This window comes from Pannonibacter indicus (genome assembly GCF_001418225.1).
GTDB classification, from domain to species: domain Bacteria; phylum Pseudomonadota; class Alphaproteobacteria; order Rhizobiales; family Stappiaceae; genus Pannonibacter; species Pannonibacter indicus.
The window spans coordinates 106,487-132,144 of record NZ_LIPT01000002.1 but is presented as its reverse complement, the minus strand read 5'-3'; the positions used below and the strand labels follow the sequence as shown (position 1 = coordinate 132,144).

General features: G+C 64.3%; 26 protein-coding genes. 9 read left to right on the top strand and 17 right to left on the bottom strand.

Annotated elements, in window-relative coordinates:
* Window positions 1-68: 68 nt before the first annotated feature.
* The 4 genes from ASC48_RS03560 to ASC48_RS03545 all read left to right on the top strand — a co-directional run bounded on the left by ASC48_RS03560 (window position 69) and on the right by ASC48_RS03545 (window position 3,148).
* Window positions 69-389 carry an XdhC family protein gene (locus ASC48_RS03560; RefSeq protein WP_244269994.1) on the top strand — a complete coding sequence of 107 codons (321 nt, stop codon included), beginning with the start codon at window positions 69-71 and terminating at the stop codon, window positions 387-389.
* On the top strand, window positions 379-1,074 hold the full coding sequence (locus ASC48_RS03555) for an XdhC family protein (protein ID WP_055454444.1): 696 nt from the start codon (window positions 379-381) through the stop codon (window positions 1,072-1,074). The genes ASC48_RS03560 and ASC48_RS03555 overlap by 11 nt, the downstream gene beginning before the upstream one ends.
* Window positions 1,074-2,699: an NTP transferase domain-containing protein gene (locus ASC48_RS03550; RefSeq protein WP_055454443.1), complete on the top strand. Its 1,626-nt coding sequence runs from the start codon at window positions 1,074-1,076 to the stop codon at window positions 2,697-2,699. The genes ASC48_RS03555 and ASC48_RS03550 overlap by 1 nt, the downstream gene beginning before the upstream one ends.
* 242 nt (window positions 2,700-2,941) lie before the next feature.
* Window positions 2,942-3,148 carry a hypothetical protein gene (locus ASC48_RS03545; RefSeq protein ID WP_050473644.1) on the top strand — a complete coding sequence of 69 codons (207 nt, stop codon included), beginning with the start codon at window positions 2,942-2,944 and terminating at the stop codon, window positions 3,146-3,148.
* Window positions 3,149-3,345: 197 nt separating this feature from the next.
* On the opposite strand, the gene ASC48_RS03540 is transcribed toward ASC48_RS03545, so the two are convergent.
* From ASC48_RS03540 to ASC48_RS03515, 6 genes are all read right to left on the bottom strand, one after another.
* Window positions 3,346-3,753, bottom strand: coding sequence for a F0F1 ATP synthase subunit epsilon (locus tag ASC48_RS03540; protein WP_050473351.1), 408 nt, complete (start codon window positions 3,751-3,753; stop codon window positions 3,346-3,348).
* 186 nt (window positions 3,754-3,939) lie between these two features.
* The gene (atpD, locus tag ASC48_RS03535; protein WP_055454442.1) at window positions 3,940-5,364 is read right to left on the bottom strand and encodes a F0F1 ATP synthase subunit beta; all 1,425 of its coding nucleotides are present in this window, start codon (window positions 5,362-5,364) and stop codon (window positions 3,940-3,942) included.
* Between the two features lie 19 nt (window positions 5,365-5,383).
* On the bottom strand, window positions 5,384-6,265 hold the full coding sequence (locus tag ASC48_RS03530; RefSeq protein WP_055454441.1) for a F0F1 ATP synthase subunit gamma: 882 nt from the start codon (window positions 6,263-6,265) through the stop codon (window positions 5,384-5,386).
* A gap of 37 nt (window positions 6,266-6,302) precedes the next feature.
* A complete protein-coding gene (atpA, locus tag ASC48_RS03525) occupies window positions 6,303-7,832 on the bottom strand; it encodes a F0F1 ATP synthase subunit alpha (RefSeq protein ID WP_055454440.1) in 1,530 nt (509 codons plus the stop codon).
* Complete coding sequence (locus ASC48_RS03520) at window positions 7,832-8,392, bottom strand: F0F1 ATP synthase subunit delta (RefSeq protein WP_055454816.1); 561 nt, start codon at window positions 8,390-8,392, stop codon at window positions 7,832-7,834. Before ASC48_RS03520 ends, atpA begins: the two co-directional genes overlap by 1 nt.
* A 221-nt stretch (window positions 8,393-8,613) precedes the next feature.
* Complete coding sequence (locus ASC48_RS03515) at window positions 8,614-10,809, bottom strand: primosomal protein N' (RefSeq protein ID WP_055454439.1); 2,196 nt, start codon at window positions 10,807-10,809, stop codon at window positions 8,614-8,616.
* A 230-nt stretch (window positions 10,810-11,039) separates the two neighbouring features.
* Here ASC48_RS03515 and fsa point away from each other — a divergent pair, with 230 nt between their 5' ends.
* Complete coding sequence (gene fsa, locus ASC48_RS03510) at window positions 11,040-11,693, top strand: fructose-6-phosphate aldolase (RefSeq protein ID WP_055454438.1); 654 nt, start codon at window positions 11,040-11,042, stop codon at window positions 11,691-11,693.
* Window positions 11,694-11,759: 66 nt separating this feature from the next.
* On the opposite strand, the gene maiA is transcribed toward fsa, so the two are convergent.
* The 3 genes from maiA to ASC48_RS03495 form a co-directional block, all read right to left on the bottom strand.
* Window positions 11,760-12,410 (bottom strand): maleylacetoacetate isomerase, encoded by a 651-nt coding sequence (gene maiA, locus ASC48_RS03505; protein WP_055454437.1) that lies wholly within the window; start codon window positions 12,408-12,410, stop codon window positions 11,760-11,762.
* Between the two features lie 369 nt (window positions 12,411-12,779).
* Window positions 12,780-14,009, bottom strand: coding sequence for an alpha/beta hydrolase family protein (locus tag ASC48_RS03500; RefSeq protein ID WP_055454436.1), 1,230 nt, complete (start codon window positions 14,007-14,009; stop codon window positions 12,780-12,782).
* A gap of 98 nt (window positions 14,010-14,107) precedes the next feature.
* Complete coding sequence (locus ASC48_RS03495) at window positions 14,108-14,668, bottom strand: helix-turn-helix domain-containing protein (protein ID WP_055454435.1); 561 nt, start codon at window positions 14,666-14,668, stop codon at window positions 14,108-14,110.
* A 127-nt stretch (window positions 14,669-14,795) separates the two neighbouring features.
* Here ASC48_RS03495 and ASC48_RS03490 point away from each other — a divergent pair, with 127 nt between their 5' ends.
* Both ASC48_RS03490 and ASC48_RS03485 read left to right on the top strand, forming a co-directional pair.
* On the top strand, window positions 14,796-15,488 hold the full coding sequence (locus ASC48_RS03490; protein ID WP_072242515.1) for an AzlC family ABC transporter permease: 693 nt from the start codon (window positions 14,796-14,798) through the stop codon (window positions 15,486-15,488).
* Entirely contained in the window at window positions 15,481-15,804 is a 324-nt protein-coding gene (locus ASC48_RS03485) for an AzlD domain-containing protein (protein WP_082439967.1), read from the top strand. The genes ASC48_RS03490 and ASC48_RS03485 overlap by 8 nt, the downstream gene beginning before the upstream one ends.
* Before the next feature lie 113 nt (window positions 15,805-15,917).
* Here ASC48_RS03485 and ASC48_RS03480 read toward each other — a convergent pair whose 3' ends face one another.
* Window positions 15,918-16,724, bottom strand: a complete 807-nt coding sequence (locus ASC48_RS03480; RefSeq protein ID WP_055454434.1) for an undecaprenyl-diphosphate phosphatase — start codon at window positions 16,722-16,724, stop codon at window positions 15,918-15,920.
* Window positions 16,725-16,905: 181 nt separating this feature from the next.
* On the opposite strand from ASC48_RS03480, the gene ASC48_RS03475 reads away from it, so the two are divergent.
* Window positions 16,906-17,598: a glutathione S-transferase family protein gene (locus ASC48_RS03475; RefSeq protein WP_055454433.1), complete on the top strand. Its 693-nt coding sequence runs from the start codon at window positions 16,906-16,908 to the stop codon at window positions 17,596-17,598.
* Between the two features lie 23 nt (window positions 17,599-17,621).
* Window positions 17,622-18,797, top strand: a complete 1,176-nt coding sequence (gene queG / locus ASC48_RS03470) for a tRNA epoxyqueuosine(34) reductase QueG (RefSeq protein WP_244269993.1) — start codon at window positions 17,622-17,624, stop codon at window positions 18,795-18,797.
* A gap of 51 nt (window positions 18,798-18,848) precedes the next feature.
* Here the strand turns inward: queG and ASC48_RS03465 are convergent, their stop codons facing one another.
* From ASC48_RS03465 to ASC48_RS03435, 7 genes are all read right to left on the bottom strand, one after another.
* Window positions 18,849-19,400, bottom strand: a complete 552-nt coding sequence (locus ASC48_RS03465; protein WP_055454431.1) for an RNA pyrophosphohydrolase — start codon at window positions 19,398-19,400, stop codon at window positions 18,849-18,851.
* A gap of 86 nt (window positions 19,401-19,486) precedes the next feature.
* Window positions 19,487-20,626, bottom strand: a complete 1,140-nt coding sequence (locus tag ASC48_RS03460; protein WP_082439966.1) for a divergent polysaccharide deacetylase family protein — start codon at window positions 20,624-20,626, stop codon at window positions 19,487-19,489.
* A 137-nt stretch (window positions 20,627-20,763) separates the two neighbouring features.
* Window positions 20,764-22,116, bottom strand: coding sequence for a S41 family peptidase (locus ASC48_RS03455; RefSeq protein ID WP_055454429.1), 1,353 nt, complete (start codon window positions 22,114-22,116; stop codon window positions 20,764-20,766).
* Window positions 22,113-23,348: a murein hydrolase activator EnvC family protein gene (locus ASC48_RS03450; RefSeq protein WP_244269992.1), complete on the bottom strand. Its 1,236-nt coding sequence runs from the start codon at window positions 23,346-23,348 to the stop codon at window positions 22,113-22,115. Before ASC48_RS03450 ends, ASC48_RS03455 begins: the two co-directional genes overlap by 4 nt.
* Window positions 23,349-23,798: 450 nt before the next feature.
* Window positions 23,799-24,281, bottom strand: coding sequence for a 23S rRNA (pseudouridine(1915)-N(3))-methyltransferase RlmH (rlmH, locus tag ASC48_RS03445; protein WP_055454428.1), 483 nt, complete (start codon window positions 24,279-24,281; stop codon window positions 23,799-23,801).
* 90 nt (window positions 24,282-24,371) lie between these two features.
* Window positions 24,372-24,770, bottom strand: a complete 399-nt coding sequence (gene rsfS / locus ASC48_RS03440; RefSeq protein WP_072242513.1) for a ribosome silencing factor — start codon at window positions 24,768-24,770, stop codon at window positions 24,372-24,374.
* A 243-nt stretch (window positions 24,771-25,013) separates the two neighbouring features.
* Window positions 25,014-25,658 carry a nicotinate-nucleotide adenylyltransferase gene (locus ASC48_RS03435; RefSeq protein WP_055454427.1) on the bottom strand — a complete coding sequence of 215 codons (645 nt, stop codon included), beginning with the start codon at window positions 25,656-25,658 and terminating at the stop codon, window positions 25,014-25,016.

The window sequence follows — 25,658 nt, the reverse complement described above, 5'->3', positions numbered from 1 at the left end:
CGGGTTTTTCTTTCCAGTGCCTGCATCCTCCCTATATCCTTGCGGGAAAGACCATGAGGGAGAGTGCCATGGCGGATGAGCTGGCAGTGGCAGAAGCTTGGGTGAAGGCGGGCCGCAAGGTGGCGGTGGCAACGGTGGTGGAGACCTGGGGCTCTGCGCCCCGGCCGGTTGGCTCCCATCTCGTCATTGATGCGCAGGGCAATTTCGAGGGCTCCGTCTCCGGCGGCTGTGTCGAGGGCGCGGTTGTCGCTGAGGCGGCGGATGTGATTGCCTCCGGCAAGGCCTCGATGCTGGAATTCGGCGTCGCCGATGAAACCGCCTGGCGGGCCGGCCTGTCCTGCGGCGGGCGCATCCGCGTCTATGTGGAGCCGGTCACCCATGCAGCTTGATCTTCTTGCCGCTCTCAATGAGGAGCGTGCGGCCCGCCGGGCCGTCATTCTGGTGACGGAGCTTGCCAGCGGCGCCCAGCGGCTGGTGAAAAAGGGGGCGGCCGCGGCTGAGGACCCTCTCGCCGCAGAGCTGGAAAAGCGGTTCCTGTCCGGCGCGTCCGGGCTGGTGAGCACGGAGGATGGAACGCAGTCCTTCCTCACCGTGTCCGTGCCATCGCCGCGCCTCGTGATCATCGGCGCGGTGCATATCTCGCAGGCGCTCTTGCCGATGGCGCAGATTGCCGGGTTTGACGTGACGGTGATTGACCCGCGCACCGCCTTTGCCAGTCCCGAGCGGTTCCCGGCGGATGTGCTGATGGCCGACTGGCCGCAGGATGCACTGCGCGAGCGCCCGCTGGATGCCTATACGGCGCTGGCCGCCGTCACCCATGACCCGAAGATCGATGACTTTGCGCTGGAAAGCGCGCTGCGGGCGGGGTGCTTTTATGTGGGCGCGCTGGGCAGCCGCAAGACGCACGCCGCCCGCCTGCAGCGGCTGGCGGCGGCGGGTGTCGCAGAGGCGGATCTTGCCCGCATCCGTGCCCCCATCGGCCTCGATATCGGGGCAGCCTCACCGGCCGAGATCGCCGTCGCGGTGCTGGGTGAGGTGATTGCGGCGCTGCGCAAGCCGGGCCGGGGGCGCTGATGCAATTTGGTTCAGTCCCCCTGGCGCAAGCCGAAGGCGCGCTGCTCGTTCATGCGACGCGCACGGCAGACGGGCTGCTGAAGAAGGGGCACCGCCTCACCGCAGCCGACATCGAGGCGCTGGCCGCAGCGGGGCTGACGGATGTGACGGTGGCGCGGCTTGAACCGGGCGATGTGGATGAGAATACAGCGGCGCAGAGGCTGGCAAAGGCCGCAGCGGGCAGCGGCTTGATCCGCGACGGAGTGCAGACCGGCCGCGTCAATCTTCATGCTGAGGTGAACGGCGTGCTGGTGATCGACCGGCAGAAGGTCGATGCCATGAACCGCATTGATCCGGCACTGACCTTCGCCACCCTGCCGGAATTTGCCGCCGTTAATGCGGGCCGGATGGTGGCAACAGCCAAGATCATCCCCTATGCGGTGGCCGAACACCATCTGGCTGCGGCGGAATTGGCCGGGACAGGGGCCATCCGTGTCGCGCCCTACTGCGCCCGCCGGGTGGGGCTTGTTGCAACCCTGCTGCCCCAGCTGAAGCTGGTCACCATGGACAAGACCCGCAAGGTGCTGGAGCGGCGGCTGGAGGCTTCCGGCAGCGAGGTCATCGCCGAGCACCGGGTGGCCCATGACAGGGACGCGGTGGGAGAGGCGCTTGCGGCCCTGAAGCGCCAGGGGGCGGATTTCTTCGTGCTCTTCGGCGCCTCCGCCATTGCCGACCGGCGCGATATTCTGCCCGCCGCCATCGAACAGGCCGGTGGCCGGGTGATCCACTTCGGCATGCCGGTGGATCCGGGCAATCTGATGCTGCTGGGCGAATTGGACGGCATGCCGGTCATCGGCGCGCCGGGCTGTGCCCGCAGTCCGGCGGAAAACGGCTTCGACTGGGTGCTGAACCGCTTGCTTGCCGGGCTTCCCGTGACGCCAGAGGTGGTGACCGGGCTTGGTGTTGGCGGGCTCTTGATGGAAATCGCCAGCCGCCCGCAGCCCCGGCAGCAGGGGGCGGGCAAGTTTTCAGCCGCCAGTGCCAGCGGGCGCTATGGCGGCATCATTCTGGCGGCGGGCAGTTCCAGCCGCATGGCGGGCGGCAACAAGCTTCTGGCGCAGCTGGATGGAAAAAGCGTCATACGCCATGTCATTGACGCCGCAGAGGCCAGTCAGCTCGAAAAGGTCATCCTGGTCACCGGCCACATGGCGGAACGGGTGATTGGAGAAGCAGATGGCAGCCGTGTGCGGGCGGTCATAAACCCCGGTTTTGCGGAGGGTATGGCCAGTTCCATCCGTCTTGGGCTGCGGGCCTTGCCGGACAATCTTGATGGCGTCGTGATTCTGCTGGGTGACATGCCGCGCATCACCGGCGCCATGATTGATGCGCTGATTGCGGCCCATGACCGCAGCGAGGGGCATCTGATCGTGCTGGCGACGGCAGAGCGCAAGCGCGGCAATCCGGTGCTCATCGACACGCGCTTCCGCGAAGATCTCATGCAGCTTCAAGGTGATACGGGTGCCCGGCATCTCATCGGCGCGCATGATGATGTGTGTACCGAAGTTGAACTGGGCCGTGCCGCGCGGCTTGATCTCGATACGCGTGAGTCTCTGGCCGCGGAGGGCGGAGTATTGACAGAAGGTTAACTGCAGTTGCAGCCATGCTTTGCCTGCAGGTCTTCCATGACGGCTAAGCTCTTGCGCAAAGTCTGCAGGGGCATTATGTAACCTGCGCTTGATTTGCGGTTGCTGACCTGACTTTGTTCCGGTCCGGCGCCGCCATGAGATCCCAGCACGAGAATGCGACGTCTGGCCGCCCGGCAAGTTCCGGAGGAGCGGCCGGTCTTTTGCGTTTTCGTGCAACAGAGACCGGCAAGAAGGAAAAGAAGATGGATAATGCTCTGAGCCTCCCGCGTCCTGGCCGCTGCAAGTGGGCCGAAGGTGACAGCGGCAACTACACGTTCCCGTGCAATGTGCGCGTCGAGTCCGGCACGTCCTACTGCACGGACCACCGCGCGCTGGTCTACATGCCGCCGGAAGAGCGCCGCCGCTCCAGAAGCGCGTCTGCTCCGGCCTTCAAGCGTATCGCGGCCTGAGGCACGGAAACTCAAGACAGGGCAGCTTTCCTTCTCCCGGCTGTCCTTCTCAACCCGGCTCCCCGTTGAGCCGGGTTTTTTCTTGTTCAGGCCAACGTGGAGCAGGGAGGAGGATTGTCCTGCGGCAAACAAAAAACGCGGCTCCGGAGAACCGCGTTTCGAAAAATGTCCGCTCTGACCGTGACCGGCCGTTATCCTCAGGCTGCCTTGAGCGCAGTCTGGATTTCGATCAGCTGGGCCAGTGTTGCTTCGGCCTTGGTGCGCGCTTCGTCGTCGCGGGCGTCGGCAACGTCCTCACGGGCGTCCTGCACCTGCTGGGCGATGACGTCGGCCTTCAGTTCGGTCACCGGAATGGCCTGTTCGGCCAGAACGGTGAGACCGCTGGTGGACACGTCGGCAAAGCCGCCGCGCACGAAGTACTCGACCAGCTTGCCTTCGCCGGTGCGGACCTTCAGCAGGCCCGGACGCATGGTGGCCATGAACGGGCTGTGATCCTTCAGGACACCAAACTCGCCTTCGCTGCCGGGAACGGTGACCTCGAGAACCTTGTCCGAGAGGAGAAGGCGCTCAGGGGAGACAAGCTCAAACTGAAATGGCTGTGCCATCTGGCGTGTCCTTTGTTCGTCGCAATGCGGGCGGCAAAGCCGCCCTGCAAGAAGCGGCGCCGCACGGGCGGCCGCCAATTATACCAAGTCTTACGATGCTAACGCATCACGCCTTGAACAGGCTCAAACGCCGCACGGGCTGGTATTACATGCCGCGGCCGGGGAGCCCGGCTGCGGCAGTTTGCATCAGGCAGCTTCAGCAGCCAGGCGCTGGGCCTTTTCGATCGCTTCCTGAATGTTGCCAACCATGTAGAAGGCAGCTTCTGGCAGGTGATCGTATTCGCCTTCGACCAGGCCCTTGAAGCCCTTGATCGTATCCTCGAGGGCGACGAGCTTGCCCGGCGAACCGGTGAAGACTTCGGCCACGAAGAACGGCTGGGACAGGAAACGCTCGATCTTGCGGGCACGGGCCACGGTCAGCTTGTCTTCTTCAGACAGCTCGTCCATGCCCAGGATCGCGATGATGTCCTGCAGGGCCTTGTAACGCTGCAGGGTCTGCTGCACCTGCCGGGCCACATTGTAGTGCTCTTCGCCGATGATGCGGGCATCCAGCATGCGCGAGGTCGAGTCCAGCGGGTCCACGGCCGGGTAGATACCCTTTTCGGCGATCGAGCGGTTGAGAACCGTCGTTGCGTCGAGGTGGGCGAAGGTCGAAGCCGGCGCCGGGTCGGTCAGATCGTCTGCGGGCACGTAAACGGCCTGCACCGAGGTGATCGAGCCCTTGGTGGTGGTGGTGATGCGTTCCTGCATGGTGCCCATGTCGGTCGCCAGCGTCGGCTGGTAACCCACGGCCGACGGGATACGGCCGAGCAGAGCGGACACTTCGGAACCGGCCTGGGTGAAGCGGAAGATGTTGTCCACGAAGAACAGCACGTCCTGGCCCTGGTCACGGAAATGCTCGGCGACGGTGAGACCCGTCAGAGCAACGCGGGCACGTGCCCCGGGGGGCTCGTTCATCTGGCCATAAACAAGTGCAGCCTTGGAGCCTTCGCCACCACCCTTCTTGTTCACGCCCGATTCGATCATTTCCCAGTAAAGGTCGTTGCCTTCACGGGTACGCTCACCCACGCCGGCGAACACGGAGTAACCGCCGTGTGCCTTTGCGACGTTATTGATGAGTTCCATGATCAGAACGGTCTTGCCGACGCCGGCGCCGCCGAACAGGCCGATCTTGCCGCCCTTGGCGTAAGGAGCCAACAGGTCCACCACCTTGATGCCGGTGACCAGGATCTGGGCTTCCGTCGACTGCTCGACGAAGCTCGGAGCTTCCTGGTGGATAGCACGCTTGGCGTCATGGGGGATCGGGCCGGCTTCGTCAACCGGCTCGCCGATCACGTTCATGATGCGGCCGAGGGTGCCATCGCCAACCGGCACGGCAATCGGTGCGCCGGTGTCGGTGACCTTCTGGCCGCGCACGAGGCCTTCGGTGGAGTCCATCGCAATGGTGCGAACGGTGTTTTCGCCGAGATGCTGGGCAACTTCGAGCACCAGACGGGTGCCCTGGTTGTCCACTTCCAGGCTGTTCAGAATCTGCGGCAGGTGGCCGTCGAACTTGACGTCGACCACGGCGCCGATGACCTGGGTGATCTGTCCGACTTTATTGTCAGCCATCCCTCAATCCTCGATCCGGTCAGAGCGCTTCGGCGCCCGAGATGATTTCAATCAGTTCCTTGGTGATCTGAGCCTGACGCTGGCGGTTGTAGCGCAGTGTCAGTTTCTTGATCATGTCGCCTGCGTTGCGGGTCGCATTGTCCATGGCGGACATGCGGGCGCCCTGCTCGGAGGCGGCGTTCTCAAGGAGCGCACGGAAGATCTGCACCGACACGTTGCGGGGCAGAAGGTCAGTGAGAATAGCGGCCTCGTCGGGCTCGTATTCGTACACCAGCGACGCGCCACCGGCTGCCTTGGCCGTCTCCGGCAGCTTGGCCGGAATGAGCTGCTGCGCCGTCGGCACCTGGCTGATCACCGACTTGAATTCGGCAAAGAACAGGGTGCAGACGTCGAACTCGCCGGCCTCGAACATCTTGAAGATGATGTCCGAGATGTCAGTTGCGTTGGCATAGCCAACGGACTTGACGCCGCGCAGCTCGATGGTGCGGATGACGTACTTGCCAAGCTCGCGTTTGATGGCATCGAAGCCCTTCTTGCCGACGCAGAGGATTTTCACCTCCTTGCCCTGTGCAATCAGGCTCCGGGCCCGCTCGCGCGCCAGCTTGGCGATCGAGGAGTTGAAGCCGCCGCACAGGCCGCGTTCGGCAGTGGCAACGACCAGGAGGTGTACCTGATCGCGCCCCGTGCCGGTCATCAGCTTCGGCGCATCATCGCGGCCTTCAAAGGCAGCGGCAATGTTGGCCAGCACCTGCTCCATGCGTTCCGCATAGGGCCGGGCCGCCTCCGCCGCGTCCTGGGCGCGACGCAGCTTCGCCGCGGCCACCATTTTCATGGCCTTGGTGATCTTCTGCGTCGCCTTGACCGAGGCGATACGGTTTCTTAGGTCCTTCAGGCTCGGCATGGCCGCCCCTGCTCCTTATCCCGACAGCGTTTCTGGTTTACGAGAAGCTCTTGGCGAAGGCTTCGATCGCGGCACGAAGGCGCGCGGTCAGCTCATCGTCGAGGGCCTTCTTCTGCCAGATGGCGTCGAGGAGGTCCGCATGCTCACCACGCAGGGAGAGCAGCAGGCCCGCCTCGAACTCGCGAACGCGCTCCACCGGGATCTTGTCCAGGTAGCCGTTCACGCCGGCGTAGATAACCGCAACCTGCTCCTGCGTCTTCAGCGGCGAGAACTGCGGCTGCTTCAGCAGTTCAACCAGACGGGCACCACGGTTCAGCAGGCGCTGGGTGGTGGCGTCGAGGTCAGAGCCGAACTGGGCAAAGGCCGCCATTTCGCGGTACTGAGCCAGCTCGCCCTTGATCGGACCTGCCACCTGCTTCATCGCCTTGATCTGGGCCGAGGAGCCGACGCGCGACACCGACAGGCCCACATTCACGGCCGGGCGGACGCCCTGGTAGAACAGGTCGGTTTCAAGGAAGATCTGACCGTCGGTGATCGAGATCACGTTGGTCGGAATGTAGGCCGACACGTCGTTTGCCTGGGTCTCGATGACCGGCAGCGCGGTGAGCGAACCGAGGCCATTGTCCTCGTTCAGCTTGGCCGCACGCTCCAGCAGACGGGAGTGCAGGTAGAACACGTCGCCCGGGAAAGCTTCGCGCCCGGGCGGGCGGCGGAGCAGCAGGGACATCTGACGGTAAGCCACGGCCTGCTTGGACAGGTCGTCATAACCGATCACGGCATGCATGCCGTTGTCACGGAAGTACTCGCCCATGGCGCAGCCGGCGAACGGAGCCAGGAACTGCAGCGGGGCTGCATCCGAAGCGGTCGCGGCGACGACGATGGAGTAGGCGAGAGCACCGCTGTCTTCCAGGGTCTTCACGAACTGGGCAACGGTGGAGCGCTTCTGGCCGACTGCGACGTAGATGCAGTACAGCTTGTTGCTCTCGTCCGAGCCTTCATGAAGCGGCTTCTGGTTGAGGAAGGTGTCGAGAATGATCGCGGTCTTGCCGGTCTGGCGGTCACCGATGACGAGCTCGCGCTGGCCGCGGCCGATCGGGATCAGGGCGTCAATCGCCTTGAGACCGGTGGACATGGGCTCGTGCACGGACTTGCGCGGCAGAATGCCGGGAGCCTTGACGTCGACGCGGCGCATTTCGGCCGCTTCGATCGGGCCCTTGCCGTCCAGCGGGTTGCCCAGCGGATCGACAACGCGGCCGAGCAGACCCTTGCCGACCGGGACTTCCACGATGGCGCCGGTACGCTTGACAATGTCGCCTTCCTTGATGTCGCGGTCGGAACCAAAAATCACGACACCGACGTTGTCGGTTTCAAGGTTGAGCGCCATGCCCCGGATACCGCCCGGGAACTCGACCATTTCACCGGCCTGGACATTGTCCAGACCGTAAACGCGCGCAATACCGTCACCGACGGAAAGCACTTGACCGACTTCGGACACTTCGGCTTCTTGGCCGAAACCCTTGATCTGGTCCTTGAGGATAGCGGAAATCTCCGCGGCCCGAATATCCATCAGCCGACCTCTTTCATTGCGAACTTGAGAGTATTGAGCTTGGTGCGCAGCGACGTGTCGATCATGCGGCTGCCGACCTTGACGACAAGGCCGCCAATGAGGGCAGGATCAACGCTCGCGGCGATCTTGACGGACTTGCCCGTGGAAGCAGCGAGCGCTTCCTTCAGGGCAGCGACATGCGCATCCGACAGGGGAGCAGCGGAAACGACTTCAGCAGTCGTCTCGCCACGCTTCTCGGCGAGAAGCGCCCGGAAGGCCTTGATCATGTCGGGAAGAACGAAGAGGCGGCGGTTCTTTGCAGCCAGCTTCACGAAATTCGCGGCAAGACCGGTGATACCGGCCTTGGCAAGCAGCGCGTCCAGAGCCGCAAGCTGCTCATCGGCGCTGAATACGGGGCTGCGCACCAGACGGACGAGATCTGCGCTTTCGGCAAGCATGCCTTCAAACGCATTGAGATCACGCTCGACGTCTGCGGTCACGCCGCCGTCCCCGGCAAGGTCCAGCAGGGCAGAAGCATAGCGCTTCGCGACGCCGGATACGAGAGATACGTTGTCAGTCACCAGGTCCGAGCTCTCTGACACATTTCTTGGCACCGGCAAGGGGGTGACCCCGAGTCAATGCCTTGAAAATTATTGGTTTTTCAGGGTCATAAGGTTTGACGGCAGAACCGCACCCCCCAGAAGCCGCGCCTCGAATAACACAGCCCACCGAGGTGTGCAACTTTGCCAGTGGGCAGAAATGCTGCATTTTGGCGGAATCTTGCCGCAGCGCGCAACAGCGGTCACAAAAACTGCTGCGGGTCGATATCGATCTGCAGCCGCAACCCGCCGCGGGCGGGTGGGACGAGGCTCATCCAGTGCCGCAGATAGCCCTGAAGGTCCACCTGCCGGGGTGCCATGGCGAGCAGGCGGAAGCGGTGCCGGCCGCGCACCAGCGCCATCGCCGCCTCGGCCGGGCCCAGCACGGTGATGCCCTGATGAGGCGGGGCAGCGCGCAGCACGGCGCGGGCAAAGCCCTCCGTCTGCGCCTTTTCGGGGCCTGAGATGATCAGCGCCGCCAGCCGCCCGAACGGCGGCAGGCCGGTGACGCGGCGGGCCTCGATCTCGGCCTGGTAAAAGGCCTCGCGGTCGGCGGAAACCAGCGCTTTGAGCACGGGGTGCTCGGGCGAGTAGCTTTGCAGCAACCCGCGCCCGCCGCCGGTCATGCGTCCGGCGCGGCCCGTCACCTGCGCCAGCAGCTGGAAGGTGCGCTCGGCCGCACGCGGGTCACCATGGGCAAGGCCGAGGTCAGCATCGACCACGCCGACAAGCCGCATCAGCGGAAAGTTGTGGCCCTTGGCGACGAGCTGCGTGCCGATGATGATGTCGGCGCCGCCCTCCTCGACGATCTTCATCTCCCGCCGTAAGCGCTCCGGGCCGCCGCTGATATCCGACGACAGGATGAGAGTGCGGGCCTGAGGAAACAGCCCTTCCACTTCTTCGGCAATTCTCTCCACGCCGGGACCGCAGGCGACAAGTGCATCCTGGGTGCCGCAGGCGGGGCAGGCGCGGGGCACGGGCTCCTGATGGCCACAGTGGTGGCATACCAGCTTGCCCTTCATCCGGTGCTCCACCAGCCAGGCGCTGCAATGGCTGCACTGGAACCGGTGGCCGCAGGAGCGGCAGAGGGTGAGGGGGGCATAGCCGCGCCGGTTGAGGAACAGCAGCGACTGATGCTTTTCGGCAAAGGTCTGGCGGATGGCCTCGATCATGGCAGGTGCCAGCCAGCGGCCGCGCTCCGGTCCTTCGGTGCGCATGTCGATGAGCCCCAGCTCCGGCAGGGCGGCGCCCGTGGCGCGCTCCGGCAGCACATGGCGCACATAGCGGCCCGTATCCGCATTCACCCGGCTCTCGACCGATGGCGTGGCGGAGGCCAGCACCACGGGAAAGCGCGCCAGGTGCCCGCGCACCACGGCCATGTCGCGGGCGTTGTAGGACACCCGGTCATCCTGCTTGAAGGCGGTGTCGTGCTCTTCATCCACGACAATCAGCCCCAGATTGGCAAAGGGCAGGAACAGCGCCGAGCGCGCGCCAACCACCACGGGGATCTCCCCCTTCGCCACCCCGCGCCAGACGCGGGCGCGCTTCTTCGGCGTGATTTCCGAGTGCCACTCGGCAGGCGGCACGCCGAAGCGCTGCTCGAAGCGGCGCAGGAACTGTTCCGTCAGGCCGATTTCCGGCACCAGAATCACCGCCTGCCGTCCGCGCCTTATGGCCTCCGCCACGGCCTCGAAATAGACCTCCGTCTTGCCCGAGCCGGTTACGCCATCGATGAGCGACACCACGCTGCCCTTGTCGAAACTCTCCACCAGTGCAGTTGACACGGCACTCTGGGCCGGCGTCAGCTGCGGCGGGGCAAAGGCAGGATCCGGCGGCAGAGGCAGGGGGCTGGCAGTCATGGCCACGGTTTCCAAAACGCCCTGCTGCAAAAGCCCGTCGATGACCGAGGCGCTGACTCCCGCCGTGGCGGCAAGCCCCGGCTTCGTCCAGGCCATGCCGTCTTCCATCAGCGCCAGCACCTTGGCGCGGGCCGGGGTTGTCCGGTCGGGTGTTGCGCCCTCGACGCGGATCACGCCGGAAACGGGCGCCTCCGGCTCCAGCGCATCTTCCGAGCGCAGCACCATGCGCACCACCATGCCCGGCGCGGCCAGCGTCCAGTTGGCGACCCAGTCGATGAAGCGGCGCAGTTCATCACCCAGCGGCGGGGCGTCATAGACATGGGTGATGGATTTCAGCTTGCGCGGATCGATGCCGGCCTCCGGCTCCACATCCCAGACAACACCCACCACCTCACGCGGGCCCAGCGGCACACGCACGATGGCGCCCGGCCGCACGCTCATCTCCGCCGGCACCTTGTAGGTATAGGGCGCAGGCACGGCGACCGGCACCAGCACGCTGACGATGGTTTCATGGTTGCGGGGCAGATCGTCAAACAGCATCGGCCCTCGCTTCGCGGACGCTCATGCGTCCTGCGCCAGAAAACCGGGTCAAATGCTGAGGTGCGTTCCGCAATCGCTTGTCACATTCCGAATCGGGGGTGTTGCTCGGCGCAATCCTACGCTAAAGAGGCAGGGACGGGACAGACGCGCGGCACCTCCATCGCACGCGTCTCAACTCATGCCTGATTGCCCCAGAGGGCAAGCCGGGCGCAAGGGGAGTGGATACTCGCATGAAATTCTTTGTCGATACCGCAGACACCGCCGAGATTGCCGGGCTGGAATCCACCGGCCTGCTCGATGGCGTCACCACCAATCCGTCGCTCGTGATGAAGGCCGGCCGCCCGATGAAGGAGGTCATTGCCGAGATCTGCAAGATCACCAAGGGCCCCGTGTCCGCCGAAGTGGCGGCGACCGACTATGAAGGCATGATGCGCGAAGCCAAGGTGCTGGCCGCCATTGCTGACAATGTCGTCATCAAGCTGCCGCTGACCATGGACGGCCTTAAGGCCTGCAAGGCGCTGACCTCTGCCGGTCACAAGACCAACGTCACCCTGTGCTTCTCGGCCACGCAGGCGCTGCTGGCTGCCAAGGCCGGTGCCACCTATGTCTCGCCCTTCATTGGCCGTCTCGATGACATCAACATCGACGGCATGGAACTGATCCGCGAGATCCGGGTGATCTACGACAACTATGGCTTCCAGACCGAAATCCTGGCCGCGTCGATCCGCACCATCAACCACGTCAAGGATTGCGCCATCGCCGGTGCCGACGTTGCCACCATTCCCCCGGCAACGCTCAAGGCACTGGTCAAGCATCCGCTGACCGACAAGGGCCTCGAAACCTTCCTGGCCGACTGGGCCAAGACCGGCCAGTCGATCGCCTGATTGTCGGATTTTCCGGCTTCTGAAGATGCACGGCGCCCTCAGCGGGCGCCGTTTGCGTTTGGCAGGCTATTCCGCATCAGGCTGATTCTGCGGGGCGGCGGCGGTGAAGGCGGGGAGGTCCATGGCGGCGGCGTGGATGCGGGAGATCACCGGATAGGGGTTCATGTCCACGCCGAAGCGGCCATTGTTGGCCACCTGCGCCACAAGGCAGAGATCGGCCATGGTCACCGCATCGCCGTGGCAGAAGCGGCCGGTTTCCGGGCTCTGCGCCAGCAGCATCTCAAGCGGGCCGAAGGTCTCGGCCACCCATGTGCGGAACCAGTCCGCAACTGCCGCATCATCAGCGCCGAAGCGGCTGCGCAGGGCGTTGAGGATGCGCAGGTTGTTCACCGGGTGGATGTCGCAGGCAATCATCTGCGACAGCATCCGCACCCGTGCCCGGCCTCTGGCATCCTCCGGCAGCAGCCGGGGCTCAGGCACCATCTCGTCCAGAAACTCGATGATGGCCAGCGACTGGCTCAGCACCGTGCCGTCGCTCCACTCCAGCGTGGGCACCAGGCCTTGCGGGTTGACGGCGAGGTATCCGGGCTCCCGGTGCTTGCCGAGGCGCAGGTGGTGGAACACCGGCTCATAGGCAATGCCCTTCATGGCCAGCGCAATGCGCACCCGGAAGGACGTGGAACTGCGGAAATAGGTGTGAAGGACAACGCGGCCCATAAGCCCCTCCCAAGGCGGACTGGAAGCACAATTGATTGCAAATGCAACTATATGCCGTCAAGCGGGAAGGGGAATTCAAGGGGGACACGAACGGCCAGCCGCGCGCTTCCCTCAGACGTGCACCACCCCCCTCCCCACGAGGGCTACCGGATTCACACATCGTGCTTGAAGCCGGAGACGGCTTGGGGAAAGCCCGCAGTCCGGTCATTCCGGCACGGCGTTTCAGCCCCCCTCCCCACCAGGGGGAGGGGGGCGGCGAGGTCCTGCCACAGATCAGATGCATCACTGCGGCCGATGTCTGCAACGGATGTGTGCATGCCGTAGCTCAAGGAAGGAGAGATCGGCAAAAGGAGGGGGTCTTTCGGCCCCTCACAGCCCGTCGAACCAGGCCTTCCACTGCGGGGTGGCGCGGGCGAAGGTGCCGCGGTGGGTGGTGCCGCCGGTAGACACAGCTTCCACGGCCGGGTTTCCGGCGCCGATGGCCTGCTGATAGGTCATGGCCATGCGGCCGATACCCACGGAGATGGCTTCGTCCGATTCGCCGTAATAGTTGCGCACCGGGGTCTTGTAGATCCAGCGGAAGACCTCGTTCTGTGCCGCAAGGCGGCCAAAGGCGGAGGCGGCGAAGAACTGGGTGTCGAAATATTCCGGCTTCAGCAGCTTGTGCAGGTCGCCCGGGATCGTGGACGGATCAATGGGCTCGCGCAGATAGGCCTTCTGCGCCACGTCATAGTATTCCTCCGCGATCATCGAGCGGGCAAGGCCGGGCAGGCCGTAATAGTGCTCGTAGGAGAAGGACGACAGGATGAACAGGCTGTTGACCCAATCCGCATCGAATTTGCGCGGGAAATTCAGGAAGCCGTTGAGCGCTGCGAAAATGTCGATGGGCGCGCTGGCGGTGGCCGCGGCCGTGACGGGCACACCGGCCTGTTCGAGTTTCTGCACCATGGCCATGGTGACATAGCCGCCCTGCGACCAGCCGGCGAGGAACAGCTTGCTGTCCTCCAGCTTCATGGCAGTGAGCACGGACCGGCTGGCGGTGAGCATGTCATAGGTGGCCTGCTGGTGGCTGGCCTTGACCATGTAGCCTTCCGTCTCAGGCGAATCGCCAAGGCCGAAATAGTCCGCACCGATGAGCAGATAGCCCTGACCGGCGAACTGGGCGATCATCAGCTGGGTTTCCGGCGACTGATCCGGATAGGACGGCACCTGCTGCTTCAGGTAGACCGTGCCGTGCTGATAGGACACGAGGGGGAAGCTGCTGCCTTCGATGTCCGGAACGGCGAGCAGGCCAGTGGCAACGGTCGGCTTGTTGCCGCGCTCCGGGATCACGGACGGATAGGTGACGCGGTAGAGCTTCACTGCATTGCGGGCCGGGGTGTAGGTCTCGGTGATCCCGGCAAAGGCAGGCGTATCCTTGGTCAGGATTTCGTTCAGCTTGTCCACGTCCCAACGGTCGAGATATTCGTAGGTCACGCCCTGTTCGACGGAGACAGGGCCGTTATCTGCGGCGTGAGCTGCGGGCGCCACGGCGAGAACGGCGGCGCAGAAGCTGGCGGCGGTCAGCAGATAACGGAAAACCGAAAGCTGCCCTTGCATGGTAGGTCCCCTTCATGGCTGCGGCGCACCCCGCGCCGGATGCCGTGTTCTACCGCAAGGGAAGCGAAAAAAGCGTTAGGACCGGAAAACTCCTGATGTCAGGCGTGCTCCATCACCAGCAGCAGCACCGTTCCGGGCTCAAGGGCTTCGTAGAGATGGGCCGTATCGCCGGGATAGGTGTAGTAATCGCCGGGTGAGAGGTCTTCGGTTTCCGTCTCCGGGCCGACGCGGGCGCGACCGGATGCGACCAGCACATGTTCCGTCGTGCCTGCAATATGGGCCGGAGAGCGCCGCGCGCGTCCGGGCTCAAGATCCATGCGGTAGATGTCCCGCCGTGTGCCGGTGCTGCCGGTGGACAGAAGTGTTGCGCGGACGGCCGCCTCCTCGGACAAGGTGTAAGGGCCTTCGCCCGCCCGCACCAGACGGGTGCTGCGCTCCGGCCGGTCGACAAGGCGGCTGAAGGGGATGTTGAGCGCGACCGCCAGCATCCACAGCGTTTCGATGCCCGGATTGCCGTTGCCCGCTTCCAGCTGGGACAGGGTGGACTTGGAAAGACCCGCCCGGCGTGCCAGTTCGCTGAGGCTCAGACCCGCCTTCTCCCGCTCGGTCTTGAGTGCGATGGAAATCCATTGCCGGAGGGCTTCGGCGGTGTCTGACATGCGGGGCCTTTGCGTCTTGCGGTTCGTTCTTGATGACGAACGTCTGTTCGGCTTGACGAACGATATGGCTTTGTTCATTTTATCGCACATGCGGACGATATTTCAAACACTCACGCGCCGGGACTGGATGGACGTGCTGCTGATCTGCGGCGCCACCACCATTGCCGGTGTCTCTTTTGGGGCCATAGCCACGGGCGGCGGATTGCCGTTCTGGGTGCCGCTGGCCATGTCCACCATCGTCTTTGCAGGCGCCTCGCAATTTGCGGCCGTTGGCGTTGTGCTGGCGGGCGGCGGGCCGGTGGCTGCGGTTCTGGCCGGGCTGGTGCTCAATGCCCGGCATCTGCCCTTTGGCTTCTCGGTGGCTGGCCTTCTGCGCGGCGGGCTCTTGCAGAAACTGCTTGGATCGCACCTGCTCACCGACGAGGCGCTGGCCTTTTCGCTGAAGGACAGCAATCCGGAGCGTGCCCGCGCGCTCTACTGGGCCTGCGCCATTGGCCTCTACATCCTGTGGAACGTGGGGACATTCGCCGGGGCATTGCTCGGTCAGGCGGTGGGCGATGCCTCGGCGCTGGGCCTTGATGCGGCCTTCCCGGCGGTGCTGCTGGCACTGGTGCTGCCAGCGCTGAAGGATGCGCGGCTGCGGCTTGCCGCGGCTCTCGGGGCGGCCATCGCCTTCGTGCTGACACCGGTGCTGCCCGCAGGTGTGCCCGTGCTGGCGGCGCTCTGCGGGCTGGTGGTGTTCATCGTCTGGCCGCCTACGCCCGCACCTGCCCGTGAACTGGCAGCCCGTGAACTGGCAGGGGATTGCGCAAATGACTGAGAACCTGATGCCGCTGGCCGCCATTCTGGCGCTGGCGGCCGGCACCTTCGCCTTCCGCGCCACCGGCCCCCTGCTGCATGGGCGGCTGGTCCTGTCGGGGCGCATGCAGCAGCTGTCTCAGGCTGCAGCTGTCGTGATGCTGGTGTCGCTGATGGCCAGTTCCGCCTTGCTGGACGGGACCGCCTTCGCGGGCTGGGCGAGACCTGCGGGCGTAACCGCTGGTCTCGGCCTCTATCTGCTACGGGCGCCGTTCCCCGTCATCGTCATTGGCGCAGCGGCCGTAACGGCGGCACTCAGGGCCTATGGCATCGCCTGAGGTTTGATCAAAGGCATCAATGCTAATGCATCACGCCTTGAAATTGCTCATGCGCCGCACGGACTTGACCAAAACTCGATGAGGCAAGCTCATCGAGTTTTGGTATGAGCCCCTTATCCGAAGAAATAGAGACCGGCAAAGCCCGCAAGGCCCACGGCAATGCGCCACCAGGCGAAAGGCGCAAAGCCGTGGCGCGAGACGAAGTCCAGCAGCTTGCGCACCACAAAGACAGCTGCCACGAATGACATGACAAAGCCGATGGCGATGATCGTGGCGTCGTCCATCGAAAGAACATCGCGGTTCTTGTAGAGGTCATAGGCAAACGCGCCTGCCATGGTCGGCATGGCCAGGAAGAACGAAAATTCCGCCGCAGAGCGCTTGTCTGTGCCCATCAGCAGGGAGCCGGCGATGGTCGAGCCGGAGCGCGACACGCCCGGAATCATGGCAAGGCACTGGACGAAACCGATGGCAAGGCACAGGTGCAGGGGGAAATCCATGGCGTTGTGATAGCGCGGCTTCAGCGGCAGCCGGTCGATCACCAGCAGTGCAACACCGCCCAGCAGCAGGGTGGTGCAGATCAGGGCCGGTGATTCAAACAGCACCGACTTGATGAAGCCATGCGCCAGCACGCCGATGACGGCCGCCGGCAGGAAGGCAAGCAGGATGCCCGCGACAAAGCGCTGGGCGCGCCGGTCGTTCGGCAGGGCGGTGGCGATGGACCACAGGCGGCCGAAATAGACGCTGAGGATGGCGAGGATCGCGCCGAGCTGGATCAGCACCTCGAAGGTCTTGCCCGTGCTCTCAAAGCCGAGGAAGTGGCCGAGCAGCAGGATGTGGCCGGTGGAAGAGACCGGAATGAACTCGGTCAGACCCTCGACAATGCCTAGAATGAAGGCGCTGATGATCGTATCGCTTGTCATCGGAAATGAACTCCTGAAAAGACCTGTTGAGAGGCTATTGAATCCCGCTGCGGGACATGATCTATGCGGGCGCGCTGGCTCGCGGGAAAAGAGGGCGGCAGCAACAGGATGCTAACCATATCCTACTAGAGTTGTGGCGGGCGCTTGGGGGGCACCCGGCGCTGAAGGTCCAAATCACTGAATGCTCACGCTTTATCATCATCCGTTCTCGCCGTCTTCCCGTTTTGTGCGTCTCATCCTCGGGGAGTACGGCGCAAATTACGAGATGCACACCATCAACCCCTGGGAACGGCGCCGGGAATTCCTGATGCTCAATCCGGCCGGAACCGTGCCGGTTCTGATCGAGAACGGCGGCACGCCGGTCTGCGGTCCCTATGCCATCATGGAATATCTCGATGAAACGCGCGGCTATGCGATGGGCGACCGGCGGCTGATGCCGGACCATCCGGAGCTGCGGGCAGAGACCCGCCGTCTGGTGGAATGGGGCCTGCGCAAGTTCGATGACGAGGTGGCCGGCCATTTCGTGCGCGAGCGCATCTACAAGCAGGACATGCCCCGCTCTGTCGGCGGCGGCGAGCCTGATTCGGCCATTCTGCGCGTGGCGCGCGCCAATATTCACCATCACATGCGCTATTTCGGCTATCTTGCGGCCTCGCGCAAATGGCTGGGCGGCGACCGGCTGAGCTTCGCGGATTTCGCGCTCGCCGCCGAACTGTCCTGCGCCGATTATCTGGGCGAAGTGCCATGGGAAACCGAGGAGAACGTCAAGGCCTGGTATGCACGGGTGAAATCGCGCCCGAGCTTCCGTCCGCTCCTGAGCGAAAAGATGCTCGGCATGCCGCCGTCGATGACCTATGCGGATCTGGACTTCTGACACAGAGCCGCAACAGCCCGGCTGTGCCTTCAAACCCGGTGTTTCCGGCAAAGGCTCTGGACCGCCTTTGCCGCCAGCTCAAGGATAAGGCCGCCCAGCTGGGCTTCGATGATCTCGCCATCACCCGGCCCGATGCCATTCCGCTAGCACCTCAGCGGCTGGCGCAGTTTCTGGCCGACGGGCATCATGGCTCCATGGGCTGGATGGCGGAGACGGCGGACCGGCGCGCCAGCCCCAGCGTTCTGTGGCCGGACGTGCGCTCCGTCATCATGCTGGCGATGAACTATGGCCCCGCCGGTGATGCTCTGGAGAATCTGGCTCATCCGGACAGGGGCAACATTTCCGTTTATGCCCGGCACCGGGACTATCACGATGTCATCAAGGGCAAGCTGAAAGAGCTGGCGAGCTTCCTCGTTTCCCGCGCTGGCGGCGGCGATGTGAAGGTGTTTGTCGATACGGCACCAGTGATGGAAAAGCCGCTGGCACAGGCTGCAGGCCTTGGCTGGCAGGGCAAGCACACCAATCTGGTGTCGCGGCGGCTCGGCTCCTGGTTCTTTCTCGCCAGTATCTTCACCACGCTGGATCTTGCTGCCGGAGAGCCGGAGCGCGACCATTGCGGCTCCTGCCGGGCCTGCCTGTCCGCCTGTCCGACAGACGCCTTCCCGCAGCCCTACCGGCTCGATGCCCGCCGTTGCATTTCCTATCTGACCATCGAGCACGCCGGACCGATTCCGGACGAGTTCCGCGTGGCCTTCGGCAACCGCATCTATGGCTGCGATGATTGCCTTGCCGCCTGCCCCTGGAACAAGTTTGCCGTGGAGGCCCGCGAAGCCAAGCTGCAGGCGCGGGAGGATCTGGAGGCGCCGTCACTGGCCACACTCTTGAGGCTGGATGACCCGGCCTTCCGCCAGCTTTTTTCCGGCTCGCCGGTGAAGCGCATCGGCCGGGACCGCTTCATCCGCAACTGCCTGATCGCGGCAGGAAACAGCGCCGATGCCGGTCATGTGCCACAGGCCGTGGTGCTGCTGAATGATGATGCGGCTGTTGTGCGCGGTGCCGCCGTCTGGGCCCTGTCCCGCCTGCTTGCGCCGGAAGCCTTTGCGGCATTGGCAAAGGACCGGCTCATCCAGGAAACAGACGCAGATGTGCGCCGCGAATGGCAGGCCGCAAAAGCCAGGGCGGCATCAGAGACAGGGTAACGCCGGTACCTGCCGCAGGCCCGGACGTCATGAATGCGCTCTGGAGCAGGATCAAAGCCCCGGCACTAGCCTTGCGAAGGCTTCGACCACCTGCTGATAGACATGCCGCTTGAAGGGGACGATCAACTCCGGAAGCCTCGCAGCCTCCTCCCAGCGCCAGCCGTCGAACTCCTGGGAATGGCCTTTGGGCGGGGTGAGGATGTTGATCTCGCTGTCCTCGCCTTCAAAGCGCAGGGCATACCATTTCTGCGCCTGTCCCCGGTATTTGCCATGCCGGGTGCTGGCGAGCACTTCGGGCGGATAGTCGTAGGTGAACCAGCCGGGGGCTTCGGCAATCAGCGATGCGGAGCGGACGGAAGTTTCCTCATAGAGTTCGCGGAAGGCTGCGGTCAGCGGATCTTCACCGGCATCGATGCCGCCCTGCGGCATCTGCCAGGCGTATTCCTCCTCGATCCTGCGCCCCGTGTGTGCGGCCTTGGGATCGAACCGGTGACCGGCCCAGACACGGCCTTCCCGGTTGACAAGCATGATGCCCACACAGGGGCGGTAGGGCAGCTGGCCGGGTGCACCCGTACCCGGAACATCATGCAAGGCCTTGCTCACGTCTTACTCCACATACCGTCAGCCAGGTCAGACTATCACAAAACCGCAGGCTGCCATCTGCTGAAACACGGGCGTACTCTCCGGTATCAGCCTTGCGGTGCTCTGTCGATGGTGGCGCTGACGGGAACCAGCTGCAGGCCGCGCCGTTCCAGATCCGCAGCCCATTCCTGCAGCGTCTTGATGGTAACGGGCAGCGCCGTGCCCGATGCAACGGCAACTCCGCGGGCCCGCGCCAGAGCCTCCAGCTGCAGAAGCTGACCTTTGATATCTTCGGCCCGCGGGACGGCATCCAGCACCACATCGACCCGGGTGAAGGGGGTGCGGGCCGCAGAGGCGGCCGCCGGTGCAACCGTGCGGGAGGACGTTCCGTCATCCACATACATCAGGCCCCGCTGGGTGATCTGTTCCAGCAGCAGCTGCATGGATGGCTCGGCTGCGGTGAAACGGCCGCCTTGCGTGTTGATTACACCGGCATAGTTGGTGGTCCGCGACAAAAGCCAGCTCAACCGGTCAAGAAACTCGGGGCTGCGCAGGCTCACCAGCAGCGTGTGCGGGCCGGGATCATTGTCCGGATAATCGAACGGCTCCAGCGGCAGCTGCATCAAAAGCTCATGGCCTGCCGCCCGCGCCTGTTTCATCCAGCGGTCGGGTGTGGCGGCATAAGGCGCGATGGCCAGCGTGACTTCCGGCGGCAGGCTCTTCAGCGCATTCTGGCTGCCCGCTTCCGACAGGCCGATCCCGCCGATGACAACGGCAATGCGCGGTGCGGACAGAAGATCACCCGGCAGCGGTCTTGCATAAAGATCCAGCGGCCGGATGCCATCACCGCCAACCTTGGGCAAATAGCCATATTCGATACGCTCTGTGACCCGCTGATCGGGCGTCACCGACAGGCCTTCTCCGATGCGGCTCGGCTGGTTGGCCTCATCGTCAAAGCGCGGCCCCAGGGTGGCGTGCTGCTTGCCAGTCCGGCCATCTTCGCCGGAACTGAGATCCTGCTGCACGCTCAAGGCCGCGATGTCACGGGCGGCGAGGTCCTCGACCGTGCGTTCCAGCGGCACCACGGCGGTGGGCTCACCGCCCAGCGGGTCATCGACGACGCCCATCCACAGCAGGCCGGTGGTGATGACCACCGTCATCAGTCCCATGCCGATCAGGCCGAACGGCAAACGGATCAGTTTCCGCTTGCCCATACCCAAAGGCGCTGTGAGGTCCTTCGCCGCCATGACACTCCAAATATCCTTGCGCCGCCTTCCGGATGATGGAACGCGGCGCCTGCTTGCTGGTTCAGATGCTGCTCAACTCCGGCAGGCCTGCAAGCGACGAAGGGCCTGCCGGAGAGTGAATTGGCCGGCGTCTCCGGTCAGTTCGGAACGGCTGCCTTCTGCTGGTCAGCCGACGGCGGGAAGGCGCTGTTGGCCTGCACGCCGCGCAGGAGATCCAGCGCAAGGTTCAGCTGCTTGTCGTCCTTCGGGTCGGCCGGCACATAAGCCTGGCTGCCGGACTCTTCCTTCTGCCCGGCGTCTTCCTGATTGCCGGCCGAGAGATGCCCGCGCAGGCCTGCCTCGCCGGTGGTTTCAGCGCGGCCCTGCATGTCTTCCGGCAGATCCTGCAGGGCAACGATATCCGGCTGGATACCCTTGGCCTGGATCGAGGTGCCCGACGGGGTGTAGTAGCGTGCCGTCGTCAGCCGGATTGCCCCATTGGCGCCCAGAGGAATGATGGTCTGCACGGAGCCCTTGCCGAAGGACCGGCTGCCCAGAATGGTTGCGCGGCGGTGGTCCTGCAGGGCGCCAGCCACGATTTCTGAAGCCGAGGCCGAACCGCCGTTCACCAGCACGATGACCGGCTTGCCGCGGGTCAGATCACCGGCGCGGGCGTTGTAGCGCTGGGTCTCTTCAGCGTTGCGGCCGCGCGTCGAGACGATCTCGCCCCGGTCAAGAAAGGCGTCGGACACGGCAATCGCCTGATCCAGCAGACCGCCCGGGTTGTTGCGCAGGTCGAGCACATAGCCCTTCAGCTTGTCGCCGCCGATCTTGGTGGAGATTTCGTCGATGGCCTTCTGCAGCCCGTCATAGGTCTGCTCGTTGAACTGGGTGATGCGGATATAGCCGACGTCGCCTTCCTCGCGCCAGCGGACGGAGCGGATGCGGATGGTGTCGCGGGTCAGGGTCACGTCGAAGGGCTCGGCACGGCCGTCCCGGCGGATGGTGACCTTGATCTGGGTCTTGACCGGACCGCGCATCTTCTCGACCGCCTGGTTCAGGGTCAGGCCCTGCACCTGCTCGCCATCGATCTGCACGATGAAATCGCCGGCCATGAGGCCCGCCTTGGCGGCCGGGGTGTCATCGATCGGCGAGACGACCTTGACGAGGCCGTCTTCCATCGTCACCTCGATGCCCAGGCCGCCGAACTCGCCGCGGGTCTGCACCTGCATGTCGCGGAAAGCCTTCGGCGGCATGTAGCTGGAATGCGGATCCAGCGAGGTCAGCATGCCGTTGATGGCGGATTCGATCAGCTCAGCGTCATCCGGCACCTCGACATAGTCCGAGCGGACACGCTCGAACACGTCACCAAACAGGTTCAGCTGGCGGTAGGTATCCGAAGCTGCTGCGTTGGCTGCGCCGCTCAGACGAATGGGCAGGTTTGAAAAGGTTGTGACCGCCACGGCGCCGATCAGTGCGCCGGTGAACAGCAGAGAAGCTTTCCGTATCATCCGCGAGCCTTTTCTTCCTCTGTGCTGGCCCACCAGGGGGTGGGGTCAATCGCACTGCCATCTTTTCTGAATTCAACATATAAGACCGGGCTGGTCGATCCCAAGCCATAGGTCGAAGCACTCGCCCATTGGGTGGAGCCCATCACACCGACGGGCTCTCCGGCAAGAACAAACTGCCCCAGTTCGACATCAATCCTGTCCATTCCGGCAAGCAGCACATGATAACCGTCGCCGGCGTTCAGGATCAAGAGTTGGCCGAAGGACCGGAAGGGGCCGGAATAGACCACCCAGCCGTCGCCAGGGGCGGTCACCTGCGCGCCCGGACGGGTGGAGAAGGTCTGGCCTTCCGTCTGCCCGCCATAGTCGTCGCTCTGGCCGTAGTCCTTCAGCATGCCGCCTGCAACTGGCCGTGCCAGCAGGCCTTTTGTCTCTGCAAAGGCGACCGCCGGTCTGAGCCGGCCCGGATCAGGCGGCGCCGTGCGGGAGGGGGCGCGGCCGCTCTGGCGCAGGGCCGTGGCAGCCGCTGCCGCCTCCGCAGCCTTGCGGGCGCTCTCGATTTCCGTCTCCAGCGAGGCGATCAATTCCTTGAGAGATCCAGCCTGCGCTGCAAGATCCTCTGCCTTTTGCCGCTCTGCGGCCAGCTCCCCGGCCGACCTTTCCCGCTTCTGCCGCTTGGCGGCCATCAGCAGTTCCAGACGTGATTTTTCCTCTGCAAGCCGTGTGGCATCGGCCCGCAGCTTGTCCTTCTCGGCCACAATACCGGACTTGAGGCGGTTCAGTTCCTCAAGGTCGGAGGCCAGTGCTTCTGCCTCGATGCGCAGGCCCGGCATCACCGCGTTCAGCAGGATGGCGCTGCGCACCGCTGACAGGGCGTCGCTCGGCTGCACTACCAGCGCAGGCGGCGGACGCCGCCCGATCCGCTGCAGCGAAGCGAGGATTTCGGCCAGCGTGTCCCGGCGCTGCCACAGGGAGGCGCGCACAGTATCTTCATTTGCCGTCAGCCGCTCCAGCCGGCGTTCGGTATCGGCAATATTGCCTTCCAGCCCCTTGATCCGTCCGGCTGTGCTCAGGATCGAATTGGTCAGGGCTTCGCTATCCCGGTCGAGCGAGGCAATTTCCTGCTCGATTTCCTGCTGGCGCCCGGAGGACAGCTCGATGTCCCGCGACAGGGCCGCCAGTTCCGCTTCGCGCTCCAGCTTGCGCTTCAGCACCTCTGCCGCATGGCCGGACACGCCGGCCTCCACGGCCGGAACTGCCTGAGCCGCGGCGGGTTGCGGAAGTGCCGAAATGAGCGCAAGCAGGCCCGCCAGCGCCAGAGGGCGCCGCGACTGCAAAGCTCTGCTGCTTCCCGCCATTCGCAAGGGCTGCACCACGATCGTCCTGTCAGATGTGCCGGAGGCACCTGTCTCGGCATACCCTCCGCCCGGAGAGTGATTCCACCGGGACAGCCAGATATGTGAGGCGAGGATGCGGCCTTGTCATTAACGAAGCGTTTACCGTCCCGTTCGCTCCACAGCAGAGAAACTAGAGCGCAAATGCGGCGGGATCCGGGCCGGAAAAGCCGGTGCAGATGATCATTTTGTCATCTTGCGTGAAGCTGACCGCAGATCTTGCCCATGCCAGGGACAGGGATGCCGGCGCATCACGCCTTGGCCTCGCTCAGACACCGCACGGGCCTGCCATCAAACCCTGTGATAGGGGTGGCCGGACTGGATCGTCAGCGCCCGGTAGACCTGTTCTGCCACCAGAATGCGCACGATCTGATGCGGCCAGGTCATGGCGCCAAAGGCAAGCTTCAGGTCGGCACGGGCCAGAAGATCGGAGCCGTGGCCGTCCGCGCCGCCGATGGCCAGCACGATTTCCGGACAGCCTTCGTCCATCCAGCCGCGCAGAACCTCTGCAAAGGCGGGGCTCGCCATGGTCTTGCCGGTTTCATCGAGGGCAATCAGCCTTGCGCGCGGATGCAGGCCCGAGAGCAGAATCTGTGCTTCTTCCGCCTTGCGGTCCTCTGCGCGCTGGGCACGGCTTTCCACCGTCTCGGTGACATCGACCGCAGTCACGCCAAGAGCCCGGCCGGTCTTGCGGGCACGGTCGAGATAACGGTCCAGCAGCTCGCGCTCCGGACCGGATTTCATGCGGCCGACAGCCGCTATGACATAGCGCATGAATTACGTTCCCCCGGCGTTTGCTGCCGGGAGCTCCAAGGGCCGTCAGGCCAGATACCTTTTGCGCATCTGGCCGGGCCAGCTTTGGCCTTACTGCACGTCGTTCGCGTCGGCAGACCACATCTTCTCAAGATTGTAGAAGCCGCGGACTTCCGGACGGAAGACGTGGACAATCACGTCACCGGCGTCGATCAGCACCCAGTCACAATGGGTCTGGCCTTCGATACGGGCATTGCCGAAGCCCAATTCCTTGATGTCGCGCAGCAGGTGGTCGGCGATGGCGCCCACATGCCGGTGCGAACGCCCGGAGGCGATCACCATGAAATCGGCCAGCGAGCTTTTGCCCGCGATGTCGAGGGAGACGATCTCTTCCGCTTTCGAAGCGTCGAGACTGGAGAGGATCGCGTCGATCAGAGTGCCTTTGGGAGCTACGTCCAAAGACGGCTGAGTGGGAGAGGACACGTGTGCCTCTCCGGAGTGCAAGGTCATGCTCAGGTGTTTCGCCTTTCGCCACAGGTTGGATAGGGATGCCCGGGCATCCCCGTTTCGCACCACAAGGACGGCAGAGTTTCAGACCCTGGATCTGCCATCTGCCCCGAGAATAGTGCTTCATATCTGTCATTTTCAAGACACAAGCCGTGTCAGTGTTAATTCTTTGACGCCTCAGGTTTGGGCTGCCGGACGCAGAGGCATCAGGCCCCGCCCGTGTCCGGTTGCCGCAAGTGCCTGTATTCAGAGCCCTTCCTTCTGTCTGGCGCGCAGGAGTGTCGAGGAGACCGGGTCCAGCGGCGCATGCAGGAAAACCCAGTGCGGCGGCTTCATGGACAGTGCCAGCGGCGCATCCACTTCAGCCAGCCGGTAGCGGGCAAAGGCTCTTGCTGCGGGAGCAAAGAGAGGTGACAGGGACGCGCCGGGCCGGTTGACCACAGCGACGGTGACCTGATTGAGAATTCCCCGCCAGTCCTGCCAGCGGTGGAAGCTGGCGAGATTGTCCGCTCCCATGATCCAGGCGAAGGCAAGATCCGGCCGCAGGCCCTTCAGCCGTGCCAGCGTCTCAGCCGTATAGGCCGTGCCCAGCCGCGCTTCAATGGCCGTCACCTTCATGCGCGGATGGCGCGCAAGGGCGGCGGCCTGTTCCAGCCGCTGGCTCAGCGGCGCCAGATCGCCATGGTCCTTCAGCGGGTTTCCGGGCGTCACCAGCCACCACACCTGATCCAGCTTCAGCCGGTTCAGCGCCGTTTCCGCCACGAGGCGGTGCCCCGAATGGGCCGGATTGAACGAGCCGCCGAAAAGGCCGATCCGGTTGCCCGGCTCCGCATGCGGCAGTCTGGTCCAGCGGGGATCGGCCTCGAACCGGCCGGTGGCGGATGATGTCAC